The organism is Enterobacter sp. 2VL (genome assembly GCF_005503595.1).
Taxonomy (GTDB): domain Bacteria; phylum Pseudomonadota; class Gammaproteobacteria; order Enterobacterales; family Enterobacteriaceae; genus Enterobacter; species Enterobacter cancerogenus.
Genome location: NZ_SCNE01000003.1, coordinates 98,431 through 124,766 on the forward strand (window position 1 = coordinate 98,431; position 26,336 = coordinate 124,766).

Consider the following 26,336-nt stretch of genomic DNA (forward strand, 5'->3'; position numbering starts at 1 on the left):
TTTACTCTATTCAAATTTGTTAGGCGACTTGCCAACAATAAAATTACGCAAAAAATTCTACATCATTCCACAGAGGTTGAACTTGATCTTTAGAAGAAAGATTGAAATCACCCTCGCCTGGCCAATCAATACCTAGTGTGGAATCATTCCATCTAATACCACGATCAAATTCAGGAGCATAGTAGTTCGTTGTCTTATATAAAAATTCGGCGGTTTCGCTTAGAACAAGAAAACCATGCGCAAAGCCTTCAGGTATCCATAATTGGCGCTTGTTTTGTTCAGATAAGTGGACTCCAACCCATTTCCCAAATGTTGCAGAACTCTTACGAATATCAACTGCGACATCATAAACTTCGCCAGTGACACATCGAACTAGTTTTCCCTGAGCATGGGGACTGAGTTGATAGTGCAAACCGCGTAAAACACCTTTGGATGATTTAGAATGGTTGTCTTGTACAAACTTAACCTCACGCCCAACGGCGGATTCAAAGACCTGTTGATTGAAGCTTTCCATAAAAAAGCCACGCTCATCGCCAAAAACCTTTGGCTCGAAAATCAACACATCAGGAATACTCGTTTTAATTATGTTCACTGTTAGTAACCTTTAACAATTCTAAGCAAATACTGGCCATAGGCATTCTTTGTTAGCGGCTCTGCCAATTTTTTTACCTGTTCAGCTGTGATAAAACCTTTGCGATAAGCAATCTCTTCTGGGCAAGCAACTTTCAGGCCTTGGCGCTCTTCGATTGTCGCGATAAAATTACTCGCTTCAATTAAACTCTGATGCGTTCCAGTATCTAGCCATGCATAACCACGCCCCATCATGGCAACAGACAGACGACCCTGCTCAAGATAAATACGGTTAATGTCAGTGATTTCTAGCTCACCGCGTGCAGACGGCTTAAGATTCTTAGCCATCTGGACAACATCGTTACCGTAGAAATAGAGACCCGTAACGGCATAATTACTCTTAGGCTCCAGCGGCTTCTCCTCCAGACTGATAGCCGTACCATTCTTATCAAATTCCACGACACCATAACGTTCAGGGTCGTTAACGTGATAAGCGAATACCGTTGCACCATCACCTTTATTCAGCGCATCTTCAAGTTGCTTAGGCAGGTCATGACCGTAAAAAATGTTATCGCCCAGCACCAATGCGCAGCTGTCTTCACCAATAAACTCTTCACCGATGATAAATGCCTGAGCCAGTCCGTCCGGGCTTGGCTGCACTTTGTATTGCAGATTTAAGCCCCACTGACTACCGTCGCCCAGCAGTTGTTCAAAGCGCGGCGTATCCTGCGGAGTACTAATGATCAGGATATCTTTAATCCCTGCCAGCATGAGTGTCGACAGCGGGTAGTAAATCATCGGTTTATCGTAAATGGGCAGTAACTGCTTGCTCACCGCCATGGTCACAGGATACAGACGGGTGCCGGATCCCCCAGCAAGAATAATACCTTTACGCGTAGTCATTATACATTCTCTTTAAACACGCAATGCCCGCGTTCGGGCATTTTATATTGATTAAATTGATTGAACGGTAAACAGTTCAGCGAGCATACGCTTCACGCCAACATCCCAGCCAGGCAACACCAGACCAAAGTTTTTCTGGAATTTTTCAGTGTTCAAGCGCGAATTCTGCGGACGACGCGCAGGCGTAGGATACGCAGTTGTTGGAACGGCATTAAGTTTTTCAATTGCCAGTTCAATTCCGGCCTTTCTCGCTTCATCGAACACCAGTGCCGCATAGTCGTACCATGTAGTGGTATCAGAGGCAACCAGATGATAGAGTCCCGCCACTTCCGGCTTGACCAACGCCACGCGAATAGCATGCGCGGTGCAGTCTGCCAGTAATTCGGCACCCGTTGGTGCACCCACTTGATCATTGATCACCGAGAGCTCTTTCCGCTCTTTTGCCAGGCGAAGCATGGTTTTTGCAAAGTTATTACCTTTGCCCGCATATACCCAACTTGTACGGAAAATCAGGTGCTTAATGCAATGTTCCTGTAGCGCTTTTTCGCCATCAAGCTTGGTCTGGCCGTACACATTAAGAGGTGCTGTCGCATCCGTTTCACGCCATGGCGTTTCGCCATCTCCAGGAAAGACATAATCCGTCGAATAATGGATCACCCATGCACCAATTTTTGCCGCTTCTTTGGCAATAGCCTCGACGCTGGTTGCGTTGAGCAGCTGCGCGAATTCCTGTTCAGATTCGGCTTTATCCACTGCTGTATGCGCCGCTGCGTTGACGATGACGTCAGGCTTAATCGCGCGCACTGTTTCAGCAATCCCCTCTGGATTGCTGAAATCGCCACAGTAATCGATTGAATGCACATCGAGCGCTATCAAATCGCCCAGCGGTGCCAGTGCGCGCTGGAGTTCCCAGCCCACCTGCCCTGTTTTCCCGAACAGAAGAATATTCATTATTGACGCTCTCCATAATTCTGTTCGATCCAGGTTTTATAGGCACCGCTTTTTACGTTGTTGACCCATTCCTGATTATCCAGATACCATTTCACGGTCTTACGAATACCGCTTTCAAATGTCTCTTCAGGTTTCCAGCCTAGCTCAACGCTGATTTTATGCGCATCAATTGCATAGCGGCGGTCATGGCCTGGGCGGTCTGCAACATAGGTGATCTGGTCGCGATAGGACCCTTCTTTCGGCACGATTTCATCCAGCAGATCGCAAATGGTATGTACGACATCCAGGTTTTGCTTTTCGTTATGGCCACCAATATTGTACGTTTCGCCCGGTTTACCCCGAGTGACAACGGTATATAACGCACGCGCGTGGTCTTCCACATAGAGCCAGTCACGGATCTGATCGCCTTTGCCATAGATTGGTAACGCTTTACCGTCTAACGCGTTCAGGATCACCAGCGGGATCAGCTTCTCCGGGAAGTGGTAAGGACCATAGTTATTTGAGCAGTTAGTGACTATTGTCGGGAAACCGTAGGTACGTAGCCATGCGCGCACGAGATGATCGCTTGAGGCTTTAGACGCAGAATATGGGCTGCTTGGCGCATAGGCTGTGGTTTCGGTGAACAACGGCAGCTCGGCTGATGACGGATGTTCGTCCGGGTGCGGTAAATCACCGTAGACTTCATCGGTTGAAATATGGTGGAAACGAAACGCGTTTTTGGCTTCTTCATCTAGTTTTGACCAGTAAGCGCGAGCCGCCTCCAGCAGCACATAAGTGCCGACGATATTCGTTTCAACAAACGCTGCAGGGCCAGTGATTGAGCGATCAACATGGCTTTCTGCTGCCAGATGCATCACCGCATCCGGTTTATGTTCGGCAAAAATGCGATCCATCGCCGTTTTGTCGCAAATATCAGCGTGTTCAAATGCGTAACGAGCATGACCGCTAACGTCAGAAAGCGATTCCAGGTTACCGGCATACGTCAATTTATCCACGTTGACGACTTCATCCTGGGTATTATTAATAATATGTCGTACAACGGCTGAGCCGATAAAACCGGCCCCGCCCGTAACAAGAATTTTCACGTTAACTATTCCGTCTGTTGGATATGGCGAGATATTGATGTGTAGGCGCTCAGTAAATATCACTGAGTCAACAAATAAGCACGCTACCGCCCCTGGCTTAACAGCTACCAGTGCACTGAGCAATGCTTCATGAAATGAAATGTGATGGTCTGTTTACAGACCGAAACTGGCGTTAATTGTCGTCCTAAATGGCATCAGAAACAAGCACAAATCGTTACAAATCAGAGCAAAACACAATCAGATAACTCCATGTTATTACAGGAGTTAATAACAAAAAACGGCAACCCTCATTCTGGTTATGTAACAACAACCATAATGCGGACTGCCGCTTATTCAAAGCGTGGTGAGAACTTAGTCGTTAGCCAGCAACTTCTCAATCCGGCTTCTGAACTTCTGACCTTCCTTCAGGTTACGCAGGCCATACTTCACAAACGCCTGCATGTACCCCATTTTCTTACCGCAGTCATAGCTGTCGCCCGTCATCAGCATGGCATCAACTGACTGCTTCTTCGCCAGCTCAGCAATCGCATCGGTCAACTGGATACGGTCCCAGGCACCCGGCTCGGTTTTTTCCAGCTCGGCCCAGATATCTGCATTCAGCACATAGCGGCCTACTGCCATCAGATCGGAGTCCAGCGTCTGCGGCTGATCCGGCTTCTCAATGAACTCGACGATGCGGCTCACCTGCCCTTCCGTCTCCAGCGCTTCTTTTGTCTGGATAACAGAGTACTCGGACAGATCGCCATTCATGCGTTTCGCCAGAACCTGGCTGCGACCCGTTTCATTGAAGCGTGCAACCATCGCCGCCAGATTGTAACGCAGCGGATCGGCAGAGGCATTGTCAATGATGATATCGGGCAGCACAACGATAAATGGATTATCACCCACCACCGGGCGTGCGCACAGAATTGAGTGGCCCAGACCCAGCGGCTGTGCCTGACGCACGTTCATGATAGTTACGCCAGGAGGACAGATAGACTGCACTTCGGCCAGCAGCTGGCGTTTGACGCGCTGCTCAAGCAACGCTTCGAGTTCGTAGGAGGTGTCGAAGTGGTTTTCAACGGCATTCTTGGAGGAATGCGTGACCAGGACGATTTCTTTGATCCCTGCAGCCACAATCTCGTCGACGATGTACTGAATCATCGGCTTGTCGACAATCGGCAGCATCTCTTTTGGAATTGCCTTTGTGGCTGGCAGCATATGCATGCCCAGACCCGCTACCGGAATGACTGCTTTCAAATTAATCATTATACCTTCCACCTTAAAATGGTTGACGAATTATAGCTTTTAAACCTGTTTTCGCCAGTATGATTTGCCGTAAATCTCATAGAATGTTACGCCACCGCACCACAAATTACAGTAGTTGTAATCTGAATAGTAAACGCTTATCTACCAGGAATAGTCGTAAAATTGCCAAATGTGCTTATCTGTGAGGCAGCGCAAAATTCAGCCGTTCTGTATTCACCGTTTGTTGGTCGACCCGATCAATATCCACCGAGCTCTGCCCTTTTTCATTCACGGCCTTGATGTTTGCCAGCGAGAGCAAGGTCTCATCTTTGGCCATGAATTTCCCGCGCACATCTTTGCGCAGGTCAAAATTCATCTTCAGCGCCGGGCCAGTGGCTGCCTCCTGCATGACGTTGATATTGCGCAGGAAGAGATGCTGAGGCTTGTTGTGCAGTTCAAGTGTAGCACGCTTGAGGTTGAGGTTAGTGATGGCAACAAAGGAGGTTGCATTACCCGATGAAATCTGTATTCCGCGCAGTTTATACGCAAGCTGGCGATTATCCAGGCGAATATCGTTAAGCTTGAAGTTCTGCGGGATCGACAAATAATCCCCCTTGATCACCCCGTACCCGATTAACATTCCGGCACTATTGACCATATCGATGTTATCAATGATGAAATTATCACAGCCATAAATAGCTACCGTGGCATTATCAATCCCCGCCTTCTTACTGAAATCCGGTGTGATATTGGTGGCTTTTACATTACGGATAATGAAGTGTTTGCCGTTTTCGACGTGGACTAATTGCCGACAGTTGCTGCCCGTAATATTGGCGACAACGAAGTTCTTCACCGTTTGCTTTTCAGGGTAGTCATTGTCATAGGTGCTCCCGGCAAGGCCAATGCCGATACCCCAGTTCGTCTTGCCGTTGGTGCAGTTAATCGTGTCAATCACGTGGTCGGAAATCAGGATATTGCGGTCGTTAATCGCCACGTTCCACTCGATTGCATCACCCTGCAAATGGCTGAATTGACAATTGATAATCCGCGCGCCGTCAACCTGGTTATGAAACCCCTGGCGCAGAATGGCGTAATTGGCCTGGCTCACGCTGAGGCCATCAATCAGCAGATTGCGCATCACGCGCGGTTTCTTTCCGCCAATATAAATCTGCGTGACCGGCCCGAAGCCGCTCATCGCCAGGCCCTTAATCACGCAGTCGGACCCGCGAACGTCCAGGGTGATGTTGTGGGTGCGCCCTTTTCCCTCACCGATAACTTTACAGCGTTCCTGGAGGACAAACCGCCCGCGTCCGTTACCTTTCAGCGCGCCGCGAACGAGCAGCGTTTTACCGTCCGGAATAAAAATGCCGGTATTGATGTTTTCGCAGGTGAGCCCGGCGGGCACCACAACGGTATCGGCTTCGCTAAATGCCTGCTTAAAGGCCGCAATCCAGTCGTTATGATTGTAGCGATCGATACTGACCGTCGACCCGCCCGCTGCCTGCGCCGGTCGGGACGAGAGCAGCGGCGCAGCGGCCAGAAGCGATAAAGATGAAACAAAGTGGCGTCGGGTAATCTTTTTCAGCATACAACCTCGGCGTTACAACGTTTGCAGCAGGCTTGCTAACTGGCGATTGATCGCCTGCTGGTTAAATTCGGCTTCCACTTTTCCGCGCGCATTGCGCAATATCGACACCAGATCCTGCGGGTCAATATCGCAAAAGGCGGCGAGACGATCGGCCAGCGCTAAGGCATTGTTTTCAGGCACCAGCCAGCCGGAATGCTCCGACGTAATCAACTCGGGAATACCGCTGTGCAACGTAGACACGACGGGAATGCCCACCGCCATCGCCTCCATCAGCGCCACCGGGATCCCTTCCATGTCGCCGTCCGCTCCTGTCACCGAAGGCAGCAGGAACACGTCCGCCTCATCGAGCATGGCCTTCACCTCGTGGCTCGGCTTAAAGCCCGGCATCTCGACATAACCTTCCAGCTGATACTGTTCGATTAGCGTGCGTAAACGGCGCTCCCACGGCCCAATTCCCAGGATGCGGTAATGGAAGTCCACGCCGCGCGCTTTGAGCTGACGACAGGCTTCGATAGCCACATGCAGCCCCTTCTTCTCGGTCAGACGAGCCACGGAGATAATCTGCAAGGGTGTACCCGGCGCTTTTACCGGACGCTGTGTGAATCGCGCCATGTCCACGCCCATCCGTGATACGGTGATTTTTTCGCTCGGGCAGCCCATGGTTTTGAGCCGTCCGGCCCACAGCTCGCTGATGGGCAGCATCATGTCGCCCCGGCGGAAAAGCTGCTGATATTCAGGCGTATAGTGGTTGAGCACCTCGCGACTCGAGATGTCGATTCCGTGGAAGATGGTGGCGATCTTGCCCTCAATCACGCCAAGCTCACGCAGTTTCGCGGCGGTCACGCCCGCCGGGCCGAAGTGGGCGATAAACACATCGGCACGATACGGCTGCGCCGTTTGCCCGCAAATAGCCGAGAGGATCAAATTGCGGGATTCGGCCCCGTAGCGTGACACGTTCAGCGCCCGCCACGTTGACGCGCGGTGGAGCCCCCGCAGCGTCTGGCCTGCACGGTAGCGCAGCTTCTTCATCCGCCCGCTTGGTTCATCCTGCAGCCAGCGGGTTTTCGCCTCCAGCCCATACTGGGTATACGCCGCATGGGTGTTCTGCGTGTCGCCCTTTTGCAGGGCGACAATCTCCACGTCATATCCCATATCGATAAACGCGGTGATCTGGTTCAGCACAAAGGTTTCAGACGACAAAGGAAATTTCAGTAAGAAGAAACCAACCTTCATTTCCCCTCCCCGACGCGGTCGAGCACCGATTTCACCATCCCAATCCCTTTCTCGCGCTCGGCTTTCACCGCCGCAGCCAGCCGTTCATTGATAGCAGGCAACTGTCCCAGCGTGTCACCGACCATGGCCCCGAGGGAGCTGTCCAGCAGATGACGAATATCGACCGCCATTTCGGGCATGCCGAGCTGCTGCATAATGCCGGCAGATTTGTGCTCGTAGTTAATCGCGATAGCGGGCGTACCGAAGTTCATGGAGATAATCGCCGAGTGCAGACGGGTGCCCACGGTCAGGTCACAGGCAGAGAGGATCTTGCCCATCTCCAGGTCGTTCAGCTCATCCATCACCACATGGTAACGCGAAGGGTCATTGACCAGCCCACGCAGGTTCAGGGCCACCATGCGGTCGTCTTTGTTATAGCTGTCGATACCGGTACAGGTTGAGAGCGCCAGCACCTGATACCCGCTGTCGAGCACCCGGTTAACCACCTCGGCGAAGGCTTTCTCATACGCCGCCTGGGTGGTGCCAAGACGTTTATCAAACGGCGCCAGCTCGCGCAGGGTAATGGCAACGGTTTTCTGTTTCGCGGTCACATCCAGCCAGTGCTGCACGGCATAGCTTGCCTGGAAAGTGGCGTCCTGATGGTCCACCAGCCAGGCGGTATCCACGCCGTGTTCGACTTTTGTGGTATCAATTTCGCTGCGCTTCATCATATCGAGGCTCACCGATTCACGCAGGATCAGCGCGTCGCAGTGGCCAAACACGTAGTTCGCCAGCTGGTTAAACTGCGGATCCTGGAATGGCCCCACGCTGTGGCCAATCATGAACAGCGGCTTTCTCGCCATAAAGGTGCAGAGCGCGTGTTCGAATTGCGGCACACCGTACAGGTCGACAAAGAACGATCCGCCCACCTGAATAATGGCGTCATAGCCCGACAGCAGACGGACAAAATCGGTAAAGCCCTGCGCGATGGCAATATTGCGCAGCTTGCCGGTATCGGTCACGCGGGAGAGCAACACCTGATGCTGATAGCGACGGCGCAGCACTTTCTTCACGCGGCCCATCACGCCCGCGGCGTTATTATGTTGTTTCATCTGGCTGTACAGCGGATCGCCCATCACCGGGCGGTTTAAAAGCCAGGAGGAGCTGACCGGATAACGGCTCATCACGTCGACTTCCGTCTCAGGCTCAAGGGTGTTAATCGCATCCAGTAAACCGCGCAGAATGGCGCTGTCGCCACGGTTGCCGCAGGTATGGTTGCCAAGAATAAGTAATTTCATAATGGCCTCTTAAAATTAGCCTGCGCGAAGCAGCGTTTTCATTTTTTCGTTACGGCAAAACTGACGTTTCATCTCAACCACCAGCGCATTACGCGACAGCACAATCATCACCCCGAACGCCAGCGCGCCCGCCGCCACCTGCACGGCCAGCAGCGCGGCGAGCGGCAGCTGCCCGTTGAGCATCACGCCCAGCCCGTAGCTCACGACAAGGGTCGGCAATGAGAGGTAAAACGGCAGCCACAGGCTCAGGATGTACTGGCGGTAGCTTGAGCCGAGCACCGGCTTAATCATCACGAAGTAGCTCAGCACGGTATTGATGATTTGCACCAGCAGGAAGCCGAGCGTCACGCCGAGGGCGCCGGCCATGTGGCCGCCGACAACGATCGCCGGAATAAACAGAAAGGTTTTGAAGACGTTGAATTTGAAGCTGATATCAACGCGGGCTTTCGCCATCAGCAGCGAACCAATCGGGTTCCCCACCGAGCGCAACAGCCCGACCACGCAAAGCAGCTGCAGGATCGGCACAATGCTGACCCACTTCTCGCCAAACACCAGCGGGACGAAGTTGCTGGAGACCACCATCAGCCCCAGCAGCACCGGGAAGTTGATAATGCCGACCAAGGAGAGCAGCTTGTAGAAGTTGACGCGCAGCTTCTCCGTGTCGTCCTGGATTTTGGCGAACGCCGGGAACAGCACGCGGGTGATAATCGGGTTCAGCTTCATCGGCGGAACAACCGCGACGTTGTACGCCAGGTTGTATCCCCCTGCGACGCTTGCGCCGAGAATACGCGCCAGCACCAGCGTGGAGAGATTGGTATTGACGTAGTTAATGATACTGTCGGCGGTCAGCCATGCACCAAAGCGCAGGTTGGAGGAGACCGACGCCAGCGAGAAGTGCAGCCCCGGGCGATAAATTTTGCGGCCAAAGTAGCCAAACAGCAGCGTACGCACGGCAGAATTGACCAGATAGCCCAGAATAGCGGTCATCGCCAGCGGCCAGAAATGGGCGCTGACCACGGTAAAGGTGAAGCCCGCCAGCACGGCACTGGTTTCGATCATGCCGATTTTGTTGAACTCCAGCTCCTTTTGCATCAGCGCGCGAAACTGCTGCCCATGGGGGATCAGCACAAACGCAAAGGAGAGCGTGCGCATCAGCGGTGCCAGGTCTGGGTTATGCAGCACGCGGGCGATGGTGTCGCTCAGCAGGAATACCAGCACAAACACGACGATCCCAAGCCCAACGTTCAGCCAGTAGAGCGTGGTCAGCTCCAGATGGCTAATCTCCTTGCGCTGGATAATCGAGTTGGCAATACCAAAGTCAGACAGCGTATCGGCGAGGGCGATAATCACCAGCGACACGGTCAGAAGACCGAACTGGTGATTATCGATAATGCGCGCCAGCACCGTCATCTGCACCAGCCCAAGGCCAATGATGACGATGGTCGCCATTGCCGACCACTTGGCGCCACTGATGGTTTTTTCTCGTAAGCTCATCTTAGTACGCCGCTTTGTTCACGAAACCTTTGAAGATAGTCAGAAAGACAATCTTGATATCGAACCAGACGCTCCACTCGCGGATGTACTCCAGATCGAACTCAATGCGTTTTTCCATTTTTTCCAGCGTGTCGGTCTCGCCGCGCCAGCCGTTGATTTGCGCCCAGCCGGTAATACCTGGCTTCACTTTGTGGCGCAGCATATAGCCTTCGATCAGGGTGCGGTACTGCTCATTGTGGGCGACGGCGTGCGGACGAGGCCCCACGATCGACATGCCGCCGGTAAAGACGTTGATAAACTGCGGCAGTTCGTCCAGCGAGGTCCGGCGCAGGAAGTTGCCCACGCGGGTCACGCGCGGATCGTTCTGCGTCGCCTGCGTTACCACGCTGTCGTTTTCCATCACCTTCATGGAGCGGAATTTCCACACCATAATCGGCTTACCGTCCATGCCGTAGCGGGTCTGGCGGAAGATAACCGGGCCGGGCGAGCTGATCTTTACGGCCAGCGCAATACAGCACAGCACCGGGGAAATCAGCAGCAAAATCAGCGACGAGAGCACGATATCTTCCAGGCGTTTCAGCACGCGGTTAATACCGGACAGCGGCGTGTCGTACAGCGGAACCACCGGAACGCCGTTCACTTCTTCAATACGGGAGTGGAGAATGTTAAAGGTAAAGACGTCCGGAATGAGGATTACCGAACAGGTGGTGTCCGCCAGGTCACGCACCAGCGTTTTGATGCAGGATTCATCTTTCATCTGCATGGCGATGTAGACGTTATGGATCTTGCCGGCTTTTGCGTCCTCGACCAGCTGTTCGTAGTTTCCCGCCCAGTCCGACGATACACCGCCCGGCTTAGCATCGTGATAGATCCCGACCACCTCGAAGCCTAACCACGGCTCTTTGCGGAAGGAGTTAAGCAGCACCTGACCTACCGGTAAATCCCCGGCAACGGCCACATAGCGGGTGTTATAGCCCCGGTTACGCAGCCAACCTGCGCCAAAGCGGATCAAGGATCGGCACACCACCATGCCTACGCTGGTCAGCAGATACCAGGCCAGATAGGTCACCAGACGGTTATCGAAATCCTGGCTGAAAGCCACCAGCCCGGCGCTGAAGATCAGGCTCAGGGTCCAGTTTTGCAGGAGAAGCATCAGCTCGGTGGTTATTTTCACACCGCGCCACGAGCGATAAAAATCGGTCATTCCGCCGATCATCTGGAACACCACCAGCGCGATCAGGGCCATCAGCAGATGCATATATAAGAACGACTGCCCGCTGATCTGACACACCACCCACAATCCGCCGACCATGATGGTGATATCAGAAAATCGCTGCACCATAGAGATTAACGATGCATTCGTTCTCGCTCGGTCGCGCTTTTTTAGATTCGTCATCGTTGTTCCTTTAGTTCACAACCTTCCCTCTCACCCTAACCCTCTCCCCTGTGGGGAGAGGGCCGGGGTGAGGGGCCAGGATTTACTGATTCAACAGCGCCAGAATGTCCTTCGTTCGCGCTTCCATCAGCGCCGTATCGGCCCGTGATTCCACGTTCAGACGCACCACCGGTTCGGTGTTGGAGGAGCGCAAGTTGAAACGCCACTGCGGGAACGACATGCTGATCCCGTCGGTGCGGTCGATTTCAAGGGCATGGATCGCAAAGTGATGTTCCACGCGGGCAATGGCCTCGGCAGGCTGCGCCAGCGTGCTGTTGATTTCCCCGCTTGCCGGGAAGGCGGCCATGCGGTCACGCACCAGTTCGCCCAGCGTTTGCCCTTTCAGGCACAGCAGCTCGGTTACCAGCAGCCACGGGATCATCCCGCTATCGCAGTAGGCAAAATCGCGGAAATAGTGATGTGCGCTCATTTCGCCGCCGTAGATGGCGTCTTCTTCGCGCATGCGCTCCTTAATGAACGCATGACCGGTTTTGGACATCACCGGCTCGCCGCCCGCCGCGCTTACCACGTCGACGGTGTTCCAGGAGAGACGCGGATCGTGAATGATCCTGGCCCCCGGGTTCTTCTCAAGGAAGGCTTCCGCCAGCAGGCCAACAATGTAATAGCCTTCGATAAACTGGCCCTTTTCATCGAACAGGAAGCAGCGGTCAAAATCGCCGTCAAAGGCAATGCCCATATCCGCGCCGTGCTCAATCACCGCGTTGCGGGTGTCGTCCCGGCACTCGGGCAGCAGCGGGTTCGGAATACCGTTCGGGAAGGTGCCGTCCGGGGTGTTATGCACCTTGATGAAGGTCACCGGCACGTTCAGCGCCTTAAAGCGCGCTTCCAGCGCATCAATAACCGGACCCGCCGCGCCGTTACCGGAGTTAATCACCAGCTTCAGCGGCTTGAGGTTCGCCACGTTGATGTAGCCCAGCAGGTGGTCGATATACTCTTTTTGCAGGGTGATCTGCTGATAGCTGCCGCGTTTCGCTTCATCCACCGGCGGGAAGTCGTTCGCTTCCGCCAGGCGCTGCACGTCGCGCAGGCCGGTATCACCGCTGATCGGACGCGCACCCTTGCGCACCAGCTTCATGCCGTTGTAGTCCATCGGGTTATGGCTGGCGGTCACTTCGATACCGCCGTCCACGCCCAGGTGGAAAGTGGCAAAATAGATCTCTTCGGTGCCGGAAAGGCCGATATCCAGCACGTCTACGCCCGCGTCCTGCAGCCCTTTCGCCAGCGCCAGCTTGAGGGATTCGCTGGTCAGGCGCACGTCGCCGCCCAGCACGATTGTTTGGGGCTTTAAATATTCGCCATATGCACGGCCAATGCGCCACGCAATGTCTTCATTCAGCTCTTCGCCCAGCTTGCCGCGAATATCGTAGGCTTTAAAACAGGTTAATTTTTCCATGATGACCCCTTTTTCAGGCAACAGTTGGCCCTGACCACGTAATGGCCAAATTTATTTTTTTCATTCGTAGGCCCGGTTAGCGCAGCGCCACCGGGCGAGGTGCAAAGGCGCTATACCCGTCCGTAACGGTCCTGGAAGCGCACGATGTCGTCCTCTTCCAGATAGGAACCGGAGCGCACTTCAATTAAGTCGAGCGGAATTTTTCCCGGGTTTTCCAGGCAGTGGGTCGCCCCCAGGGGGATGTAAATAGACTCGTTCTCACCCAGCAGCTTGATTTCACCGTCGATGGTGACTTTGGCAGTACCCGCCACCACCACCCAGTGCTCGGCGCGGTGGTGGTGCATCTGCACCGACAGTCCTTCGCCCGGCTTCACGGTAATACGCTTCACCTGATAGCGTTCGCCCGCGTCGATGGAGTCATATTTGCCCCACGGACGGTACACTTCACGGTGGATATGATGCTCGTGACGACCGTCGGCCTTAATCTGCTCGACCACTTTCTTCACGTCCTGCACCGCGTTACGGTCAGCGATCAGCACCGCGTCTTTGGTCTGAACGACCACCAGATCCTTTACCCCCACCGTGGTGACCAGGCCGGACTCGGCGTAAACGTAGCTGTTTTCGGTTTTGTGACTGATCACGTCACCGTGATGAACGTTTCCCTCCGGCGTATGGGCGCTGATCTCCCACAGAGAGGACCAGGAGCCGACGTCGCTCCAGCCGGCATCCATTGGCACGACTACGGCATCCGCCGTGCGTTCCATCACCGCGTAGTCGATGGACTCTTCAGGACAGGCGAGGAAAGAGGCTTCATCGACACGGATGAAATCAAGATCCGGGTCAACCACGGCCATGGCTTTTTCGCAGGCGCGTAAGATATCCGGGCGATACTTTTCCAGCTCTTCCAGATAACGCCCGGCGCGGAACAGGAACATGCCGCTGTTCCAGTAATATTCCCCGCTGGCTACGTAGGCCTGCGCGGTTTCAAGATTGGGTTTTTCAACGAACTGCGCCACATCGAACGCCACGCTGTCACCTTCGCCAGCCGTGACCGTGCCGCGGCGGATGTAGCCATAACCGGTTTCCGGCAGATCCGGAACGATGCCAAAGGTCACCAGCTTGCCGCTCTCGGCGTAAGGAATGGCGGCCCGTACCGCGTCGCGGAACGTCTCTTCCTGCTGAATGACGTGATCAGCGGCCAGGACCAGCATCAGCGGGTCACATTCCGGGCTGCTGCGTTTAGCCGCCAGCGCCGCCAGGGCGATAGCGGGTGCGGTATTACGTCCGGCAGGCTCCAGAATGATATTTTCTGTGAGTTTGTTCAGCTGGCGCAGCTGCTCGGCAACGATAAAGCGGTGCTGCTCGTTGCAGATCACCACCGGGCTTTCACACTCCACGCCCTGCAGACGGTTGACCGTCGTTTGCAGCATGGTGAGCTCCCCTTTCAGGCAGAGGAACTGTTTTGGATAGAGCACGCGGGACAGCGGCCACAACCGGCTACCAGAGCCACCAGCCATCACGACCGGAAACAGTTTGCTTTGACTCATGATTTATCCCCGTATATCTGCAATAAATTGGCTCAGCACGTTCTCTTTTTCGAGCGTGCGTTCGGCATATTCACGTGCCACCGTGTTGACTTTTGGCATGGCAAGCGCGTGCTCAATGCCAGCGACCAGGGCGGACACCGACTCCGGCTCGACGCAAACGGCGATCCCCGGATAGTTCTCGCACAGCTGGCCTAACTCGGTCTCCGGCTCGGCGGTGATGACCGCGTTGCCGCCGACCGCCAGAATGTTGGTGAGCTTCGACGGCAATACCGCATCCGCCGCGCCGCGCTTTTGCACCACCAGATGGCAGTCGCCCATCTTCAGCAACGCAGGCAAGGCCTCGTAAGACTGAAGCGGGAAAAATTTCACATTGGTCAGGCCGCGTTCGCTTGCCATTTTTTCCAGGCGCGCTTTACCGCCACCCTGCCCGACAATCACAAACATCCATGAATGTTTGCTTAACTGATGCGCCGCCTCGATAACGCTTTCCAGCCCCTGCTTTTCACCGATGTTGCCTGAATAAAGAATGATTTTTTGGTCATCAGGCAAACCGAGCTGAGTGCGTAACGCCCGGGCATCACTTTCCGTTACGTCACGAAAGCGCGCCACTTCGGACCAGTTCGGGAAAAAGATCACTTTCTCCTGCGCGACGCCCTTCTCCTGCGCTTTGTTCATCATTGAGCGCGAGATGGTCGACACGTAATCCACGTTATGCAGGCCGCTGCGCTCAAAGGCGCTGGCGAGTCTGGCAACACGGCCACCCTTGCCTTTACCGGCCATGCCCAGACCGAGCATCGCATCGACTTCATAATCCTGTATGTGCAGCAGGGTGCGTGCGCCGGAGAGTTTCCCCAGCAGGCGCATGCCCGGCGTGCAAAACAGCGTCGGCACCACGCCGATAATGCGATCCGGCTTCCAGCGACGCTGCGCCATCAGCGGGAAGAAACTGCTCAGGGCAAAGCTGCCGAGATGGAGCAAGCGTTTCAGGGTTGACGGCTGCTTCGGCACGTACAGCGGGCAGCGCCAGACGGTGGCGGCCCCCTGTTCGCGGCGATAGCGCCAGCCCGAGTAACGCTCGCCTACCTTCCACTCCGGGTAGTACGGCGGTGCGGTAATGACCCGCACCTCGTGGCCCTGGCTCGCCATCCACTCCACCATTTCACCGGTATATTTCCCGATGCCGGTCAGCTCCGGGGAGTAGTTGATTCCGTAAACAAGGATTCTCATAAGCCCGGCACTCCGGCCTGACGATCTGCCAGAAAATAGGCACGACTGTTGTCGTGCACATTGTCACTGGCAAGCAGCGCCTCTGGCGTTTGCCAGCGGTAGTCGTCATGTTGAGAATCAGGCAGACGCAGGTCTGCCTCACTCACTTTCAGGCGGAACCCCAGCACGATGTAGTGCGTGGTGAAGTCGCTACCGGAAAAATTATCGTCATAGAAGTGCTGCCAGAGCCCGTAAAACTGGCCCGATGCCATCGGCAGTTGCAGGCCCAGTTCCGCCAGAGTGAGACGTTCAAACGCATCGGTAAGCCGCTCATCCTTCTGCACGCGCCCGCCGGGCACGAACCAGAAGCCCTGTGCAGGACGATTGGTTCGTTTCCCCAGCAAGAACTCGCCGCGTTCGTTCTCCACAATCAAATCCATTGAGATGAGCGGTGTGGAACGAACGATCGTGGCAAAATCTTCCTGACTCAAAAACATGGTTACCCCCGGAAGCGGTGCTGATTTTCAAGGAACCACTGGTAGGTGCTTGCCAGCCCCTGCTCCAGTGACACCTCGTGATACCAGCCCAGCTGATGCAGGCGGGTCACGTCGAGCAGCTTGCGCGGCGTACCGTCCGGTTTAGTGGCGTCAAACACCACGCGGCCTCTGTAGCCCACCACCTGCGCGATGGTCTGCGCCAGCTCGCGGATCGTGCAGTCCACGCCGGTGCCAACGTTGATGTGCGACAGCATTGGCTCGGTGTTTTCCTGCCAGACTTCGCGATCCAGCTCCATAACGTGAATGCTGGCCGCAGCCATGTCGTCCACGTGCAGAAACTCACGCATCGGCGTGCCGCTCCCCCACACCACCACATCCGGTGCATTCTCGGCGGTAGCCTCGTGGAAGCGGCGCAGCAGCGCCGGGATCACGTGCGAGTTGCTCGGGTGGAAGTTATCGTGCGGCCCGTACAGGTTGGTCGGCATCACCGAGCGATAGTCGCGGTTGTGCTGACGGTTGTAGGACTCACACAGCTTAATCCCGGCAATTTTGGCAATCGCGTACGGCTCGTTGGTCGCTTCCAGCGTCCCCTGCAGCAGTTCGCTCTCGGCGATCGGCTGCTTTGCCATTTTCGGGTAAATACAGGATGAACCAAGGAACAAAAGCTTGTTCACGTTGTGCAGGTGCGCCGCGTGAATGATGTTGCTCTCAATCATCATGTTTTCGTAGATGAAATCCGCCGGGTAGGTGTTGTTGGCGACGATACCGCCCACCTTTGCCGCCGCCAGATACACCTGGTCAATGCGTTCGTTCTCAAAGAACGCCTGCACTGCGCGGCTGTCGAGCAGGTTCAGCTCGTCGCGTGTGCGGACAATCACCTCGACGTCGCCGCGCTGTTCAAGCTGTCGGACAATCGCGGAACCCACCATTCCGCGATGACCGGCGACAAAAATACGTTGTTTGGTCATTCTCAGGACTCCAGCGCGATGGCAACCTCGTAGCCATGGGACTTCAGCAGAGAGTGTTTTTTCGCCGCTTCAAGATCTTTAGCCACCATCTCTGAGACCATCTCCTGCAGCGTGGTTTCTGGTTTCCAGCCCAGGGTTTCGTGCGCTTTGGTTGGGTCGCCGAGCAGGGTTTCCACTTCCGCAGGACGGAAGTAACGCGGGTCAACCTGGACAATCACGTCGCCCGGTTTCACGCCCGGTGCGTCATGGCCGGTCACGGAGACCACAATGCCCTTCTCTTCCACGCCGGTGCCTTCAAAGCGCAGTTTGATGCCCAGTTGTGCCGCGGCCATTTCCACGAACTGACGTACGGAGTACTGCACGCCGGTCGCAATCACGAAGTCTTCTGGCTTGTCCTGCTGTAGCATCATCCACTGCATTTTTACGTAGTCCTTCGCATGGCCCCAGTCACGCAGGGAATCCATGTTGCCGAGGTGCAGGCAAGACTCCAGGCCCTGAGCGATGTTGGCGATCGCGCGGGTGATTTTGCGGGTTACGAAGGTCTCGCCGCGGCGCGGGGATTCGTGGTTGAACAGAATGCCGTTACAGGCGTACATGCCGTAGGATTCACGGTAGTTCACGGTGATCCAGTAGGCGTACAGTTTTGCTACCGCATACGGTGAGCGAGGGTAGAACGGCGTGGTCTCTTTCTGTGGGATCTCCTGCACCAGGCCGTACAGCTCAGAGGTGGACGCCTGATAGAAGCGGGTTTTCTTCTCAAGACCGAGGAAGCGAATCGCTTCCAGCAGACGCAGGGTCCCCATGGCATCAACGTCAGCGGTGTATTCCGGGGATTCGAAAGAAACGGCGACGTGGCTCATCGCGCCCAGGTTATACACTTCATCCGGCTGCACTTCCTGCAGGATGCGGGTCAGGTTGGAGGTATCGGTCAGGTCGCCGTAGTGCAGGTGGAATTTCGGGTTCGCGGCATGGGGATCCTGATAGATATGGTCCACACGCTCGGTGTTGAAAGACGATGCACGACGTTTAATACCGTGAACTTCATAACCTTTTTCCAGCAGCAATTCTGCCAGGTAAGAACCATCCTGTCCGGTAACGCCGGTGATGAGAGCGACTTTAGACATGTTTATATTCCTCTGTACTTATCAAAGTTTTTCAGTTTCAACGCGTTCGCGTATCACCACTGCGGGATTGCCACGGCAAATTTTATTTGCCGGTAGCGATTTAAAAACGCTGCTGCGGGCACCAATAACCGTGCCGTCGCCAACAGAAACACCGGGTGCAACAAAAACGTCCGTTGCCAGCCAGCATTTTTCGCCAATCACAACAGGCGTGGCGGTAATATCAAAATGCGGGCTCATAAAATCATGGCTGCCGCTGCACAAATAACATTTCTGTGAAATCACCGAGTTGGCACCAATCGTAATATCGCCAAGGGTATATAGCACCGCGTCATCCCCGACCCAGGCATAATCCCCAAGCGTTAATTTCCAGGGGTACGTAATTTTTACCGATGGACGAATGACTACGTTTTTTCCGATTTTTGCACCAAACAGGCGCAATAAAAATGCTCGCCAGCGGTACAGTATTTGCGGAGACCAGGCAAATAACGTTGCCTGAACCGCCCACCACAACTGCACCTTAATACCGTTCCCGCCCCGAAAACCTTTCGGCACGGAGAATCCGTTAAGTTCCTGCATTACGTTTCCTTATATTTCAGGCTTTGTTATATAAGGCTTTAGCTTTACCCGTCGTTTTAAGACGGAAGAAATAAGACAATTCTGCCCAGAAGCCCGGCACGCGTAATATTTTGCGCTGAACGTTTTTCGCGTCCTGGCATAGTTCCAGATTATTAGACGTTGACACCCCCCCCATCGAAAATTCGGACACCAGCCCTTTAATTCGACGAAACGGATAACCGGCTTTATACAAACTGGCCGTCAGGGCATAATCTGATGACACTTTATACTGCAAATCATAAGGCTGTTTTTTCAGCCCGCTGACCGGGTAGAAAATGGCCTGATGGCTGGCGGGCAGGCTGTGATAGATATACCAGCCCGGTTTTGCGCTACGCAGTACCGTATTACCGTCACCGAAATCGAGCAGCGCATCGCCGATAAACATCGCGTCCTCTTTCTGACGCGCCAGCTGACGGGCAAACAGCGCCACATCATCGTGGAAGGTATCGCCGGAATTGAGGAAGATGGCATAGCGCCCTTGCGCCATGGCGATCCCCTTGTTCATGGCGTCGTAGATGCCTTTATCTTTCTCGCTGATGTAACGTAAGTTGAACTCACCGTTGAGTTTTTCCAGAAACTCCGCCGTGCCGTCGTTCGAGCCGCCGTCGACCACGATCCACTCAAAGGTGATACTCGGATCGCGCGCCAGGTTGCGCAGCGAGCGCCAGGTTTTTACCACGCCTTCGTAGTTGCGAAAGGCGACGGTAACCACACTAAGAAACATAAATCACCTCATTTCGTCATACGCGCGTAATATTAAGCGCCTTGCGCAAAATAAACGGACAGACAATCAAGAATGCATATTCCGGGCTAAATATTGACCCCGTAAAAAACAGCGACACTGGCGTAAAAAGATAAAGCTGTACGCGAAAGTTCTGGTTATCACCAAACGCGTTGATCATCATTTTGAAAACTTTAAACAGATACCACAGCGTCAACAGTACGGCGAACCAGGAAAAATAAATAATTAACAGATACAGGCCATTGTCTATTGTTTTTCCGACGTCCGCACCGTTAAAGATTCCGAATGATGCAACATATTCGTAAAGTGAGCCGAATCTTACTACGCCATCAATGTGGGTTAATGAATACCCCACCATCACCAGCGGACCAATGATGCGATAATAGGACGACGAGCCTTCGGTTCCCAAATCACCAAGACGTTCGGAGATGTACGGAAACGCAAATATTACGCCCACCAGAAATACCGTCAGGGAGATTATCGCCAGCGGCAGCTTTTTCTTAATCGCTTCTTTGTTCAGATACTGGAACGCCCACTCCAGCAGGTAAAACAGGATAAATGTCATTACCCCTGAGAACGATCCGGACAGAACGATTCCTGCAAGAATCATAGCATCGGTCTTAGGGGTTTTGATACCGAACTGTTTAATGCTGAGCCAAATTGAGATTAATGCCAGAGCAAAAAACGCGGGTTCAAAATAGAGGGCGGTGGTACGTTTACCACCAAACTTAATAAAGTTCAGTACATAGCTGTTACTGTAAATGAGATATTTCGAAATTATCTCCATCAGGCTACTGCCGCCGGTCAAAATAATTTGCGCCATCTCCATGGCCGCAAGCATAACAACCAGCCCGACGACAATATAAAAGAACCTGAGGATTTTCCTATAATTGTGCGGAGAAATAGTTTTAAAGCGAATACTCCACACCATGCCAATAATAATGACGATATACACAAACAGCATGGTAGAGGTGACGTATTTGCTGGCATCCAGTGACTGACCAAACAGGTAGTTAAAGGCCGTTAAGCCAAACCCCAGCCCCAGCGCAATCATCAGTTTCTTGAGGCTGATTTTCTCAACGTAGAGCAAAAGCAGGACCGGCAAGAAGGTGACGATAGTGATCGGGAAGCTCTCTCCCAGCTGGGCAATCTTAACGTTGACCAGCAGGTAGATCAGCGGCAGCAGCAGATAACTACAGATTCTGATAGAACGAGACATACTCCTCCAGCATCTGTTGTCCACTGTAGGCCTTGCGGCTGCGGTTGCGGAACGATTCCAGGTCAGTGCCAAAAACGGCCTGCGCAATCTCCGCCTTCGGCAGCTGCACCAGAGGCAGAACCTCACTCTCTGCAAAGGTCTTTCCGCCCGATTTATCCAGCACTTCCCGCGCGGCGTCGCTGTGGGTGGCAATCACCGGCACGCCGATAGAGAGCGCTTCGCACAGGATCAGCGGGTAGTTGTCCACGCGGGAGCTAAACACCAGGGCGTCCATACCGTTGAGCGCACTCATCAGTTTGCGTTTGTCGGTTTCAAACCCGTGGTTAATCACATTCGGCCCCTCAAACGGGGAGAACTTGCCGAAGGTGTGCAGCTCAATCTTGTTCCCCAGCGCCATAATGTCACGCACCAGCTGCTGGTTGGTTTTGCCGTCGTAACGCAGATCGTGCGCCACCACGGCGATTTTCGGCTGACCTGCCGTTACGGCAACCGGCGTCAGTTCGGCCAGGATCTCTTCCGTTGCCACGTCGATCCCGTTGTTGACGATCTTGCACTGCCCTGCCCCGTACAGGCTGTTAAACGCATCCGCGACGTGCTGGCTTGGCGAGATAAAGGTGCAGCCGAGCGAAAGCATGGCGCGGAACAGCTGGCGCTTGCCCTCAACCAACTGGTGCGCGCGATCCACTTTAACCGGCGGATAGTTACTCAGGGTCGGGCATTTCTGGCAGTCGGTTTTCCAGCCTTCGCAGCCGTCGGTAAACGCGCAGCGCCCGGTCACGCTCCAGTGATCGTGCAACGTCCAGACGAATCGCGTGTCCGGCTTGTGGGCCTGCACGTTTTCACAAAACGCTACCACCTCTTCCAGGTTCAGCCAGTAACTGTGCAGGACGTGAAAATGCAGAACAACAGGCCCGGAAGTACGGGTCACGGTGCGATAGAGATTATTCAGATTGCCAAACAGATCGCGGTTAAACAAGCGGAACAGCGCAATGTTCGCCACCGACGTCAGGCGCGGCGTCTGCTTCAGAACGTGCGGATAGTTATCGTGGCTGACGCTTTTCTTGCCGCCCTTGCCGTAACCGTAGACGAAACGGGACTGTAGTCCTTTTTCCAGCGCGCGCTGGTGCAGATCCAGCGCCACGCCTGCCGCGCCGCCTTCCGCCAGGCGCACGTTAAATTGCAAAATATTCATTTGATCACCTTCACGCGGGCTTTCTCACCGACCACCAGCGCGTTGTCCGGGATGCTGTCCAGCACCACGCTACCGGCACCAATGGTGACGTTATTGCCCACGGTAATATCACCAATCATCACCACGTTAGCGCCCAGCTCGACGTTATTGCCGATGACCGGGCAGGCCAGGCTTTCCGGCCCGCGATTGCCAATAGTGACCGCGTGACGGATGGTGAAATCATCTCCTGCCACCACGAACTTATTGATCACCACCGCATAGCCATGATGAATGGTAAAGCGACGGCCAATGGTGGCCGCAGCCTGAATTTCATAGCCGAAGAAACATTCAGTGATGATGCGGTACAGCACCAGCACCGGTGCCGCCCAAAGATTGTTGAGCACATTTTTTTTGCGCCACACCGAGCAAAAATGCGCGATGCGGTAGGCCAGCACCATGCAGCACGGGCGCAGGCTCCAGCCGTTTGCGCGGCAATCTTCCAGAAACATTATTTCCCCCGAAGTCCATCGGCCAGACGCTTGCCGTTACGTACGGAAAGCAGGGTGAGCAGCGTGCGCCAGTTCATGCGCTTGTTGCGGATCTGGTAGAGGGTAAAAAGCTGATACTTACGGCTGGCACGGTCGAATTTTTCTTTGTGCTTGCGGTAAAAGTGGAAATAGCCCGAGAATTTCTTTGGCGACGAGGTGATTTGCATCTCGCCATGATTGATGTGCAGGATCTGCGTGGCCTCTTCCACCTTCCACGGCTCGCCGTACTCCACCACCATCCGCAGGAAAATGTCGTAGTCCTGTGCGGCCTTCAGTTCGGTATCAAACAGACAGGCTTTAAAGCGTTGTGCCCAGGTAAACACCTGATTACCGATAATGTTGCGCTTGTAAAACAGGCGACGGGAGTACGGTGATTTCGGGTACAGCGGCAGGCTCGCCGGCTGCGAATAAACTTCGCCCTGGCAAACATAGTCGTTGGCATACAGGAACGCGTGCGTCACCAGCTGCGCTTTGTGCGACAGGAAGATCGACAGACGGTTTGGCGTCCATTCGTCATCATCGTCGATCCCGGTCAGATACTGCCCTTTCGCCTGCATAATCGCCTGATTACGCACCGCACACGCCCCGGAATTGATGGGGTTATGCGTGTACATCACGCGCGGGTCATTCAGGTCTTCAACAAATTTTTGCAGTTGCTCAAACGAGGAGGAACAGTCATCGACGATGATCAGTTCCCAGTTATCGTAATCCTGACGCAGGACCGATTTAATCGCGCGGATCGCCAGCTGCTGACGATTCCATGTCGGCATATAGATAGAAATCAAAGGGCGTTGTGTGGTCATGGTCTTCCCCGGATAAATTCGATGCCCTCACCCCCGCCCTCTCCCAAAGAAGAGGGGGATAACATTCCCTCTCCCTCAGGGAGAGGGTCAGGGTGAGGGAAACTGGTTATTTACTGTCAGACTTATATTCGTACTCGTAATAGCCGTAATCCTGATACCCGGTCGCGCGGCGGAAGATGGAGTTGAGGATCACCCCTTTCACCTCAATGCCGTTCTGCTCGAAGCGGCTCAGGCTGGTTTCCACTTCCTTAAGCGTGTTCACCGCGTAGCGCGCCACCATCAGCGTGGTCCCCGCATGGCGACCCACCACTGCGGCATCGGTCACGGCGAGGATTGGCGGGGTATCGATCAGCACCAGGTCGTAGTGCTTGCTCGCCCACTCGATAAGCTGGGTAAAGCGCTCGCTCATCAGCAGTTCAGACGGGTTAGGCGGTACCTGGCCGCGTGGGATCAGGTCAAACTTCGGAATCGAGGTCGGTTTCGCGCTATCGGCGATCTCCCCTTTGCCGAGCAGGATTTCAGACAGACCGTTGACGTTGTTGGTCCCCAACAGCTCGTGGGTGTAGCCCTTACGCATATCGCAGTCGATCAGCAGCACGCGTTTATTGGTCTGGCTCACCACTGCCGCGAGGTTGGCACAGACGAACGTCTTACCAATCGACGGGCTGACCCCGGTCATCATCAGGACGTTGTTTTTGGCCTGCATCATGGCGAAGTGAAGGCTGGTACGCAGGCTGCGCACGGCTTCAATCGCGAGGTCGGTCGGGTTACCCACGGCCAACAGCTGGCTCTGCTTGTAACGCTTCACGCCCTTGACGGTTTTCACGCTGTCGCGCGATTTCTGCCACTCAGAGAGCGGGATGCTGGCGTAAACGCTGATGCCATTTTCTTCCAGCACCTGCGGGCTTTCGATACCGCGGTTGAACAGGGAGCGCAGCAGCACGCCCACGATAGAGAGCATCAGGCCGAGAATAATGCTGCCGAGAATAATCAGCGCCTTCTTCGGCTTCAGCACGCCAGGCTGCGTGATGGCCGGGTCAACGATGCGCACGTCGCCAACGGTACTGGCTTCGGTGATCTTCAGCTCCTGCTGTTTATTCAGCAGTTGCATGTACACCTGCTGGCCAGATTCCACGTCGCGGGTCAGACGCACAATCTCCTGCTGGGTTTTTGGCATTGCGGTGACGCGGTTATTCAGCTTCGCCTTCTCGTCTTCCAGGGTGCGGCGTTTTTCCAGCAGCGTGCGGTAGGCCGGGTGGCGTTTGGTATACAGCTTGGAGATTTCCGCCTCTTTGAAGGTCAGCTCGTTGAGCTGCGCGTCGATGTTAACCATCGAATCCAGCACCGATTTCGCTTCCAGCGGCAGGTCGACAGAGTCTTTATCCTGACGATAAGCGTTCAGCTTGTTCTCGGCGTCATCCAGGCGCGAACGCACTTCCGGCAGCTGTTTAGCGAGGAAAGCCAGACTTTTTGCCGCTTCCGCCGACTTGCGCTCAACGTTCTGCTCAAGGTAGTTGCGGGTGATGCTGTTGAGGATGTCGCGGATCTGATCTTTATCTTCACCAGTAAATGTCATGCTCAGAACGCCGGTGTCCTTGCCGTTTTCGGTCACGGTCAGGTTGTTTTGCAGGTTATTGATCATCCCGAGCGTGGAGAATTTGGTGACCGTGAACTCACCACCTTCCTGCGCGTGAATGGCGCTGACCATCATGCTAACGCCGTCTTTGGAGAGCATCTTCCCGACTTCACCGCGCGCGCTAAAACCGGCGTCACTGGTAAGCTGATACTGGTTTGGCCCGAGAACCTCCAGGGTGAAGGTTTGATCTCCGGCCCCTTTCGGCAGCACAAAGTCGGTGACTTTCACCGTATCATTGCTGCGGCCCATCAGGCGATCCCAGCCCGCGCCAAACACCGGGAAGGTGTTTTTAGTGACCGAAATATCCAGCCCCAAATCGTGCACCGTTTTGCCGAGTACAAGACGCGACTGGATCAGCTGAATTTCCGCATCCGACGCGGGTGGCTTATTTGCCAGCGCGGAGCCGATGTCCTGTACCAGCGAGTTGCCGGTATTCTGTTCAATCTGGACCAGCGCGTCGGCGCTGTAGATTGGCGTCGCAAACAGCGTATAGATAAACGCCCCAACGGCGAACACGGCGGTGATGCCGAGCACCCACCACTTCGCTTCAACCACGGTGCCGACAAGACGACCAATATCAATTTCATCACTGCCCGAGATCGGGGCGGCAGACGTTTTTGTTTTTTCTGTCATTGTTATCCCTGCTGAGCTTTCAGTGCCTGCGCCCACTGACGGGCAGACTGGTCAAGTAAGGTGTACACCGCCTCAAATGCCTCACGGCTCTTGCGATACGGATCGGGGATCTCGCGTTCATTGTCCCAGTGACCAAACAGCATCACCTTGCCGCGCATCTCCGGGGCGATGTCGCACAGCGCATGAATATGGCGTTTTTCCATCGCGAGGATCAGGTCATACTCGCGGCACATCCGGCCCGTGACCTGACGGGCGATATGCCCGTCGAGGGAGAGGTTATGATCCAGGGCAACGTGGGTGGCACGTTCGTCGGCCCCTTTACCGACCAGCGCACCCAGCCCTGCGGACTCCACCGTGAGATCAGGCTGATACTGTTTCAGCAGGCGTTCAGCCGTGGGGGAACGGCAAATGTTCCCCACACACACCACTAAAATTTTGTTAAACATCGCG

General features: G+C 54.5%; 24 protein-coding genes. All 24 read right to left on the minus strand.

The genetic code is table 11. From position 1 onward, the window contains the following. Nucleotides 1–43: 43 nt before the first annotated feature. The gene (gene rfbC, locus FFS28_RS08735) at nucleotides 44–592 is read right to left on the minus strand and encodes a dTDP-4-dehydrorhamnose 3,5-epimerase (protein ID WP_137849330.1); all 549 of its coding nucleotides are present in this window, start codon (nucleotides 590–592) and stop codon (nucleotides 44–46) included. Between the two features lie 2 nt (nucleotides 593–594). Then, on the minus strand, nucleotides 595–1,473 hold the full coding sequence (gene rfbA, locus FFS28_RS08740) for a glucose-1-phosphate thymidylyltransferase RfbA (protein ID WP_137849331.1): 879 nt from the start codon (nucleotides 1,471–1,473) through the stop codon (nucleotides 595–597). A gap of 51 nt (nucleotides 1,474–1,524) precedes the next feature. Further along, nucleotides 1,525–2,424 carry a dTDP-4-dehydrorhamnose reductase gene (rfbD, locus tag FFS28_RS08745; protein WP_137849332.1) on the minus strand — a complete coding sequence of 300 codons (900 nt, stop codon included), beginning with the start codon at nucleotides 2,422–2,424 and terminating at the stop codon, nucleotides 1,525–1,527. Continuing rightward, nucleotides 2,424–3,509 (minus strand): dTDP-glucose 4,6-dehydratase, encoded by a 1,086-nt coding sequence (gene rfbB / locus FFS28_RS08750; protein WP_137849333.1) that lies wholly within the window; start codon nucleotides 3,507–3,509, stop codon nucleotides 2,424–2,426. The genes rfbD and rfbB overlap by 1 nt, the downstream gene beginning before the upstream one ends. Nucleotides 3,510–3,860: 351 nt before the next feature. Beyond that, nucleotides 3,861–4,757 carry a GalU regulator GalF gene (gene galF, locus FFS28_RS08755; RefSeq protein WP_137849334.1) on the minus strand — a complete coding sequence of 299 codons (897 nt, stop codon included), beginning with the start codon at nucleotides 4,755–4,757 and terminating at the stop codon, nucleotides 3,861–3,863. Between the two features lie 175 nt (nucleotides 4,758–4,932). Further along, nucleotides 4,933–6,324: a colanic acid biosynthesis protein WcaM gene (gene wcaM / locus FFS28_RS08760; protein ID WP_137849335.1), complete on the minus strand. Its 1,392-nt coding sequence runs from the start codon at nucleotides 6,322–6,324 to the stop codon at nucleotides 4,933–4,935. A gap of 12 nt (nucleotides 6,325–6,336) precedes the next feature. After that, complete coding sequence (gene wcaL / locus FFS28_RS08765) at nucleotides 6,337–7,557, minus strand: colanic acid biosynthesis glycosyltransferase WcaL (protein WP_102890509.1); 1,221 nt, start codon at nucleotides 7,555–7,557, stop codon at nucleotides 6,337–6,339. Continuing rightward, nucleotides 7,554–8,834 carry a colanic acid biosynthesis pyruvyl transferase WcaK gene (gene wcaK / locus FFS28_RS08770; protein WP_137849336.1) on the minus strand — a complete coding sequence of 427 codons (1,281 nt, stop codon included), beginning with the start codon at nucleotides 8,832–8,834 and terminating at the stop codon, nucleotides 7,554–7,556. Before wcaK ends, wcaL begins: the two co-directional genes overlap by 4 nt. 15 nt (nucleotides 8,835–8,849) lie before the next feature. Next, nucleotides 8,850–10,328, minus strand: a complete 1,479-nt coding sequence (gene wzxC / locus FFS28_RS08775; protein WP_137849337.1) for a colanic acid undecaprenyl disphosphate flippase WzxC — start codon at nucleotides 10,326–10,328, stop codon at nucleotides 8,850–8,852. Between the two features lies 1 nt (nucleotide 10,329). Beyond that, nucleotides 10,330–11,724, minus strand: a complete 1,395-nt coding sequence (gene wcaJ, locus FFS28_RS08780) for an undecaprenyl-phosphate glucose phosphotransferase (protein WP_137849338.1) — start codon at nucleotides 11,722–11,724, stop codon at nucleotides 10,330–10,332. Nucleotides 11,725–11,806: 82 nt separating this feature from the next. After that, the gene (cpsG, locus tag FFS28_RS08785; RefSeq protein ID WP_088208133.1) at nucleotides 11,807–13,177 is read right to left on the minus strand and encodes a colanic acid biosynthesis phosphomannomutase CpsG; all 1,371 of its coding nucleotides are present in this window, start codon (nucleotides 13,175–13,177) and stop codon (nucleotides 11,807–11,809) included. Between the two features lie 110 nt (nucleotides 13,178–13,287). After that, nucleotides 13,288–14,724 carry a mannose-1-phosphate guanyltransferase gene (gene cpsB, locus FFS28_RS08790; protein ID WP_137849339.1) on the minus strand — a complete coding sequence of 479 codons (1,437 nt, stop codon included), beginning with the start codon at nucleotides 14,722–14,724 and terminating at the stop codon, nucleotides 13,288–13,290. A gap of 3 nt (nucleotides 14,725–14,727) precedes the next feature. Beyond that, nucleotides 14,728–15,951, minus strand: a complete 1,224-nt coding sequence (wcaI, locus tag FFS28_RS08795) for a colanic acid biosynthesis fucosyltransferase WcaI (protein ID WP_058609782.1) — start codon at nucleotides 15,949–15,951, stop codon at nucleotides 14,728–14,730. Next, on the minus strand, nucleotides 15,948–16,427 hold the full coding sequence (locus FFS28_RS08800) for a GDP-mannose mannosyl hydrolase (RefSeq protein WP_137849340.1): 480 nt from the start codon (nucleotides 16,425–16,427) through the stop codon (nucleotides 15,948–15,950). The genes wcaI and FFS28_RS08800 overlap by 4 nt, the downstream gene beginning before the upstream one ends. Before the next feature lie 2 nt (nucleotides 16,428–16,429). Next, nucleotides 16,430–17,395, minus strand: a complete 966-nt coding sequence (gene fcl / locus FFS28_RS08805) for a GDP-L-fucose synthase (RefSeq protein ID WP_137849341.1) — start codon at nucleotides 17,393–17,395, stop codon at nucleotides 16,430–16,432. Nucleotides 17,396–17,397: 2 nt separating this feature from the next. Continuing rightward, the gene (gene gmd, locus FFS28_RS08810; protein ID WP_088208132.1) at nucleotides 17,398–18,519 is read right to left on the minus strand and encodes a GDP-mannose 4,6-dehydratase; all 1,122 of its coding nucleotides are present in this window, start codon (nucleotides 18,517–18,519) and stop codon (nucleotides 17,398–17,400) included. A 21-nt stretch (nucleotides 18,520–18,540) separates the two neighbouring features. Further along, entirely contained in the window at nucleotides 18,541–19,095 is a 555-nt protein-coding gene (gene wcaF, locus FFS28_RS08815) for a colanic acid biosynthesis acetyltransferase WcaF (RefSeq protein ID WP_137849342.1), read from the minus strand. Between the two features lie 16 nt (nucleotides 19,096–19,111). After that, the gene (gene wcaE / locus FFS28_RS08820; RefSeq protein ID WP_137849343.1) at nucleotides 19,112–19,858 is read right to left on the minus strand and encodes a colanic acid biosynthesis glycosyltransferase WcaE; all 747 of its coding nucleotides are present in this window, start codon (nucleotides 19,856–19,858) and stop codon (nucleotides 19,112–19,114) included. 16 nt (nucleotides 19,859–19,874) lie between these two features. Next, nucleotides 19,875–21,095 (minus strand): colanic acid polymerase WcaD, encoded by a 1,221-nt coding sequence (gene wcaD, locus FFS28_RS08825; RefSeq protein ID WP_088208129.1) that lies wholly within the window; start codon nucleotides 21,093–21,095, stop codon nucleotides 19,875–19,877. Then, nucleotides 21,070–22,287, minus strand: a complete 1,218-nt coding sequence (wcaC, locus tag FFS28_RS08830) for a colanic acid biosynthesis glycosyltransferase WcaC (protein ID WP_137849344.1) — start codon at nucleotides 22,285–22,287, stop codon at nucleotides 21,070–21,072. Before wcaC ends, wcaD begins: the two co-directional genes overlap by 26 nt. Next, the gene (wcaB, locus tag FFS28_RS08835; RefSeq protein ID WP_042320603.1) at nucleotides 22,284–22,775 is read right to left on the minus strand and encodes a colanic acid biosynthesis acetyltransferase WcaB; all 492 of its coding nucleotides are present in this window, start codon (nucleotides 22,773–22,775) and stop codon (nucleotides 22,284–22,286) included. The genes wcaC and wcaB overlap by 4 nt, the downstream gene beginning before the upstream one ends. Further along, nucleotides 22,775–23,617, minus strand: coding sequence for a colanic acid biosynthesis glycosyltransferase WcaA (gene wcaA / locus FFS28_RS08840; protein WP_006176315.1), 843 nt, complete (start codon nucleotides 23,615–23,617; stop codon nucleotides 22,775–22,777). Before wcaA ends, wcaB begins: the two co-directional genes overlap by 1 nt. Nucleotides 23,618–23,723: 106 nt before the next feature. Continuing rightward, complete coding sequence (gene wzc / locus FFS28_RS08845; RefSeq protein ID WP_006176316.1) at nucleotides 23,724–25,886, minus strand: tyrosine-protein kinase Wzc; 2,163 nt, start codon at nucleotides 25,884–25,886, stop codon at nucleotides 23,724–23,726. 2 nt (nucleotides 25,887–25,888) lie between these two features. After that, nucleotides 25,889–26,332: a low molecular weight protein-tyrosine-phosphatase Wzb gene (wzb, locus tag FFS28_RS08850; RefSeq protein ID WP_006176317.1), complete on the minus strand. Its 444-nt coding sequence runs from the start codon at nucleotides 26,330–26,332 to the stop codon at nucleotides 25,889–25,891. Nucleotides 26,333–26,336 lie beyond the last annotated feature (4 nt).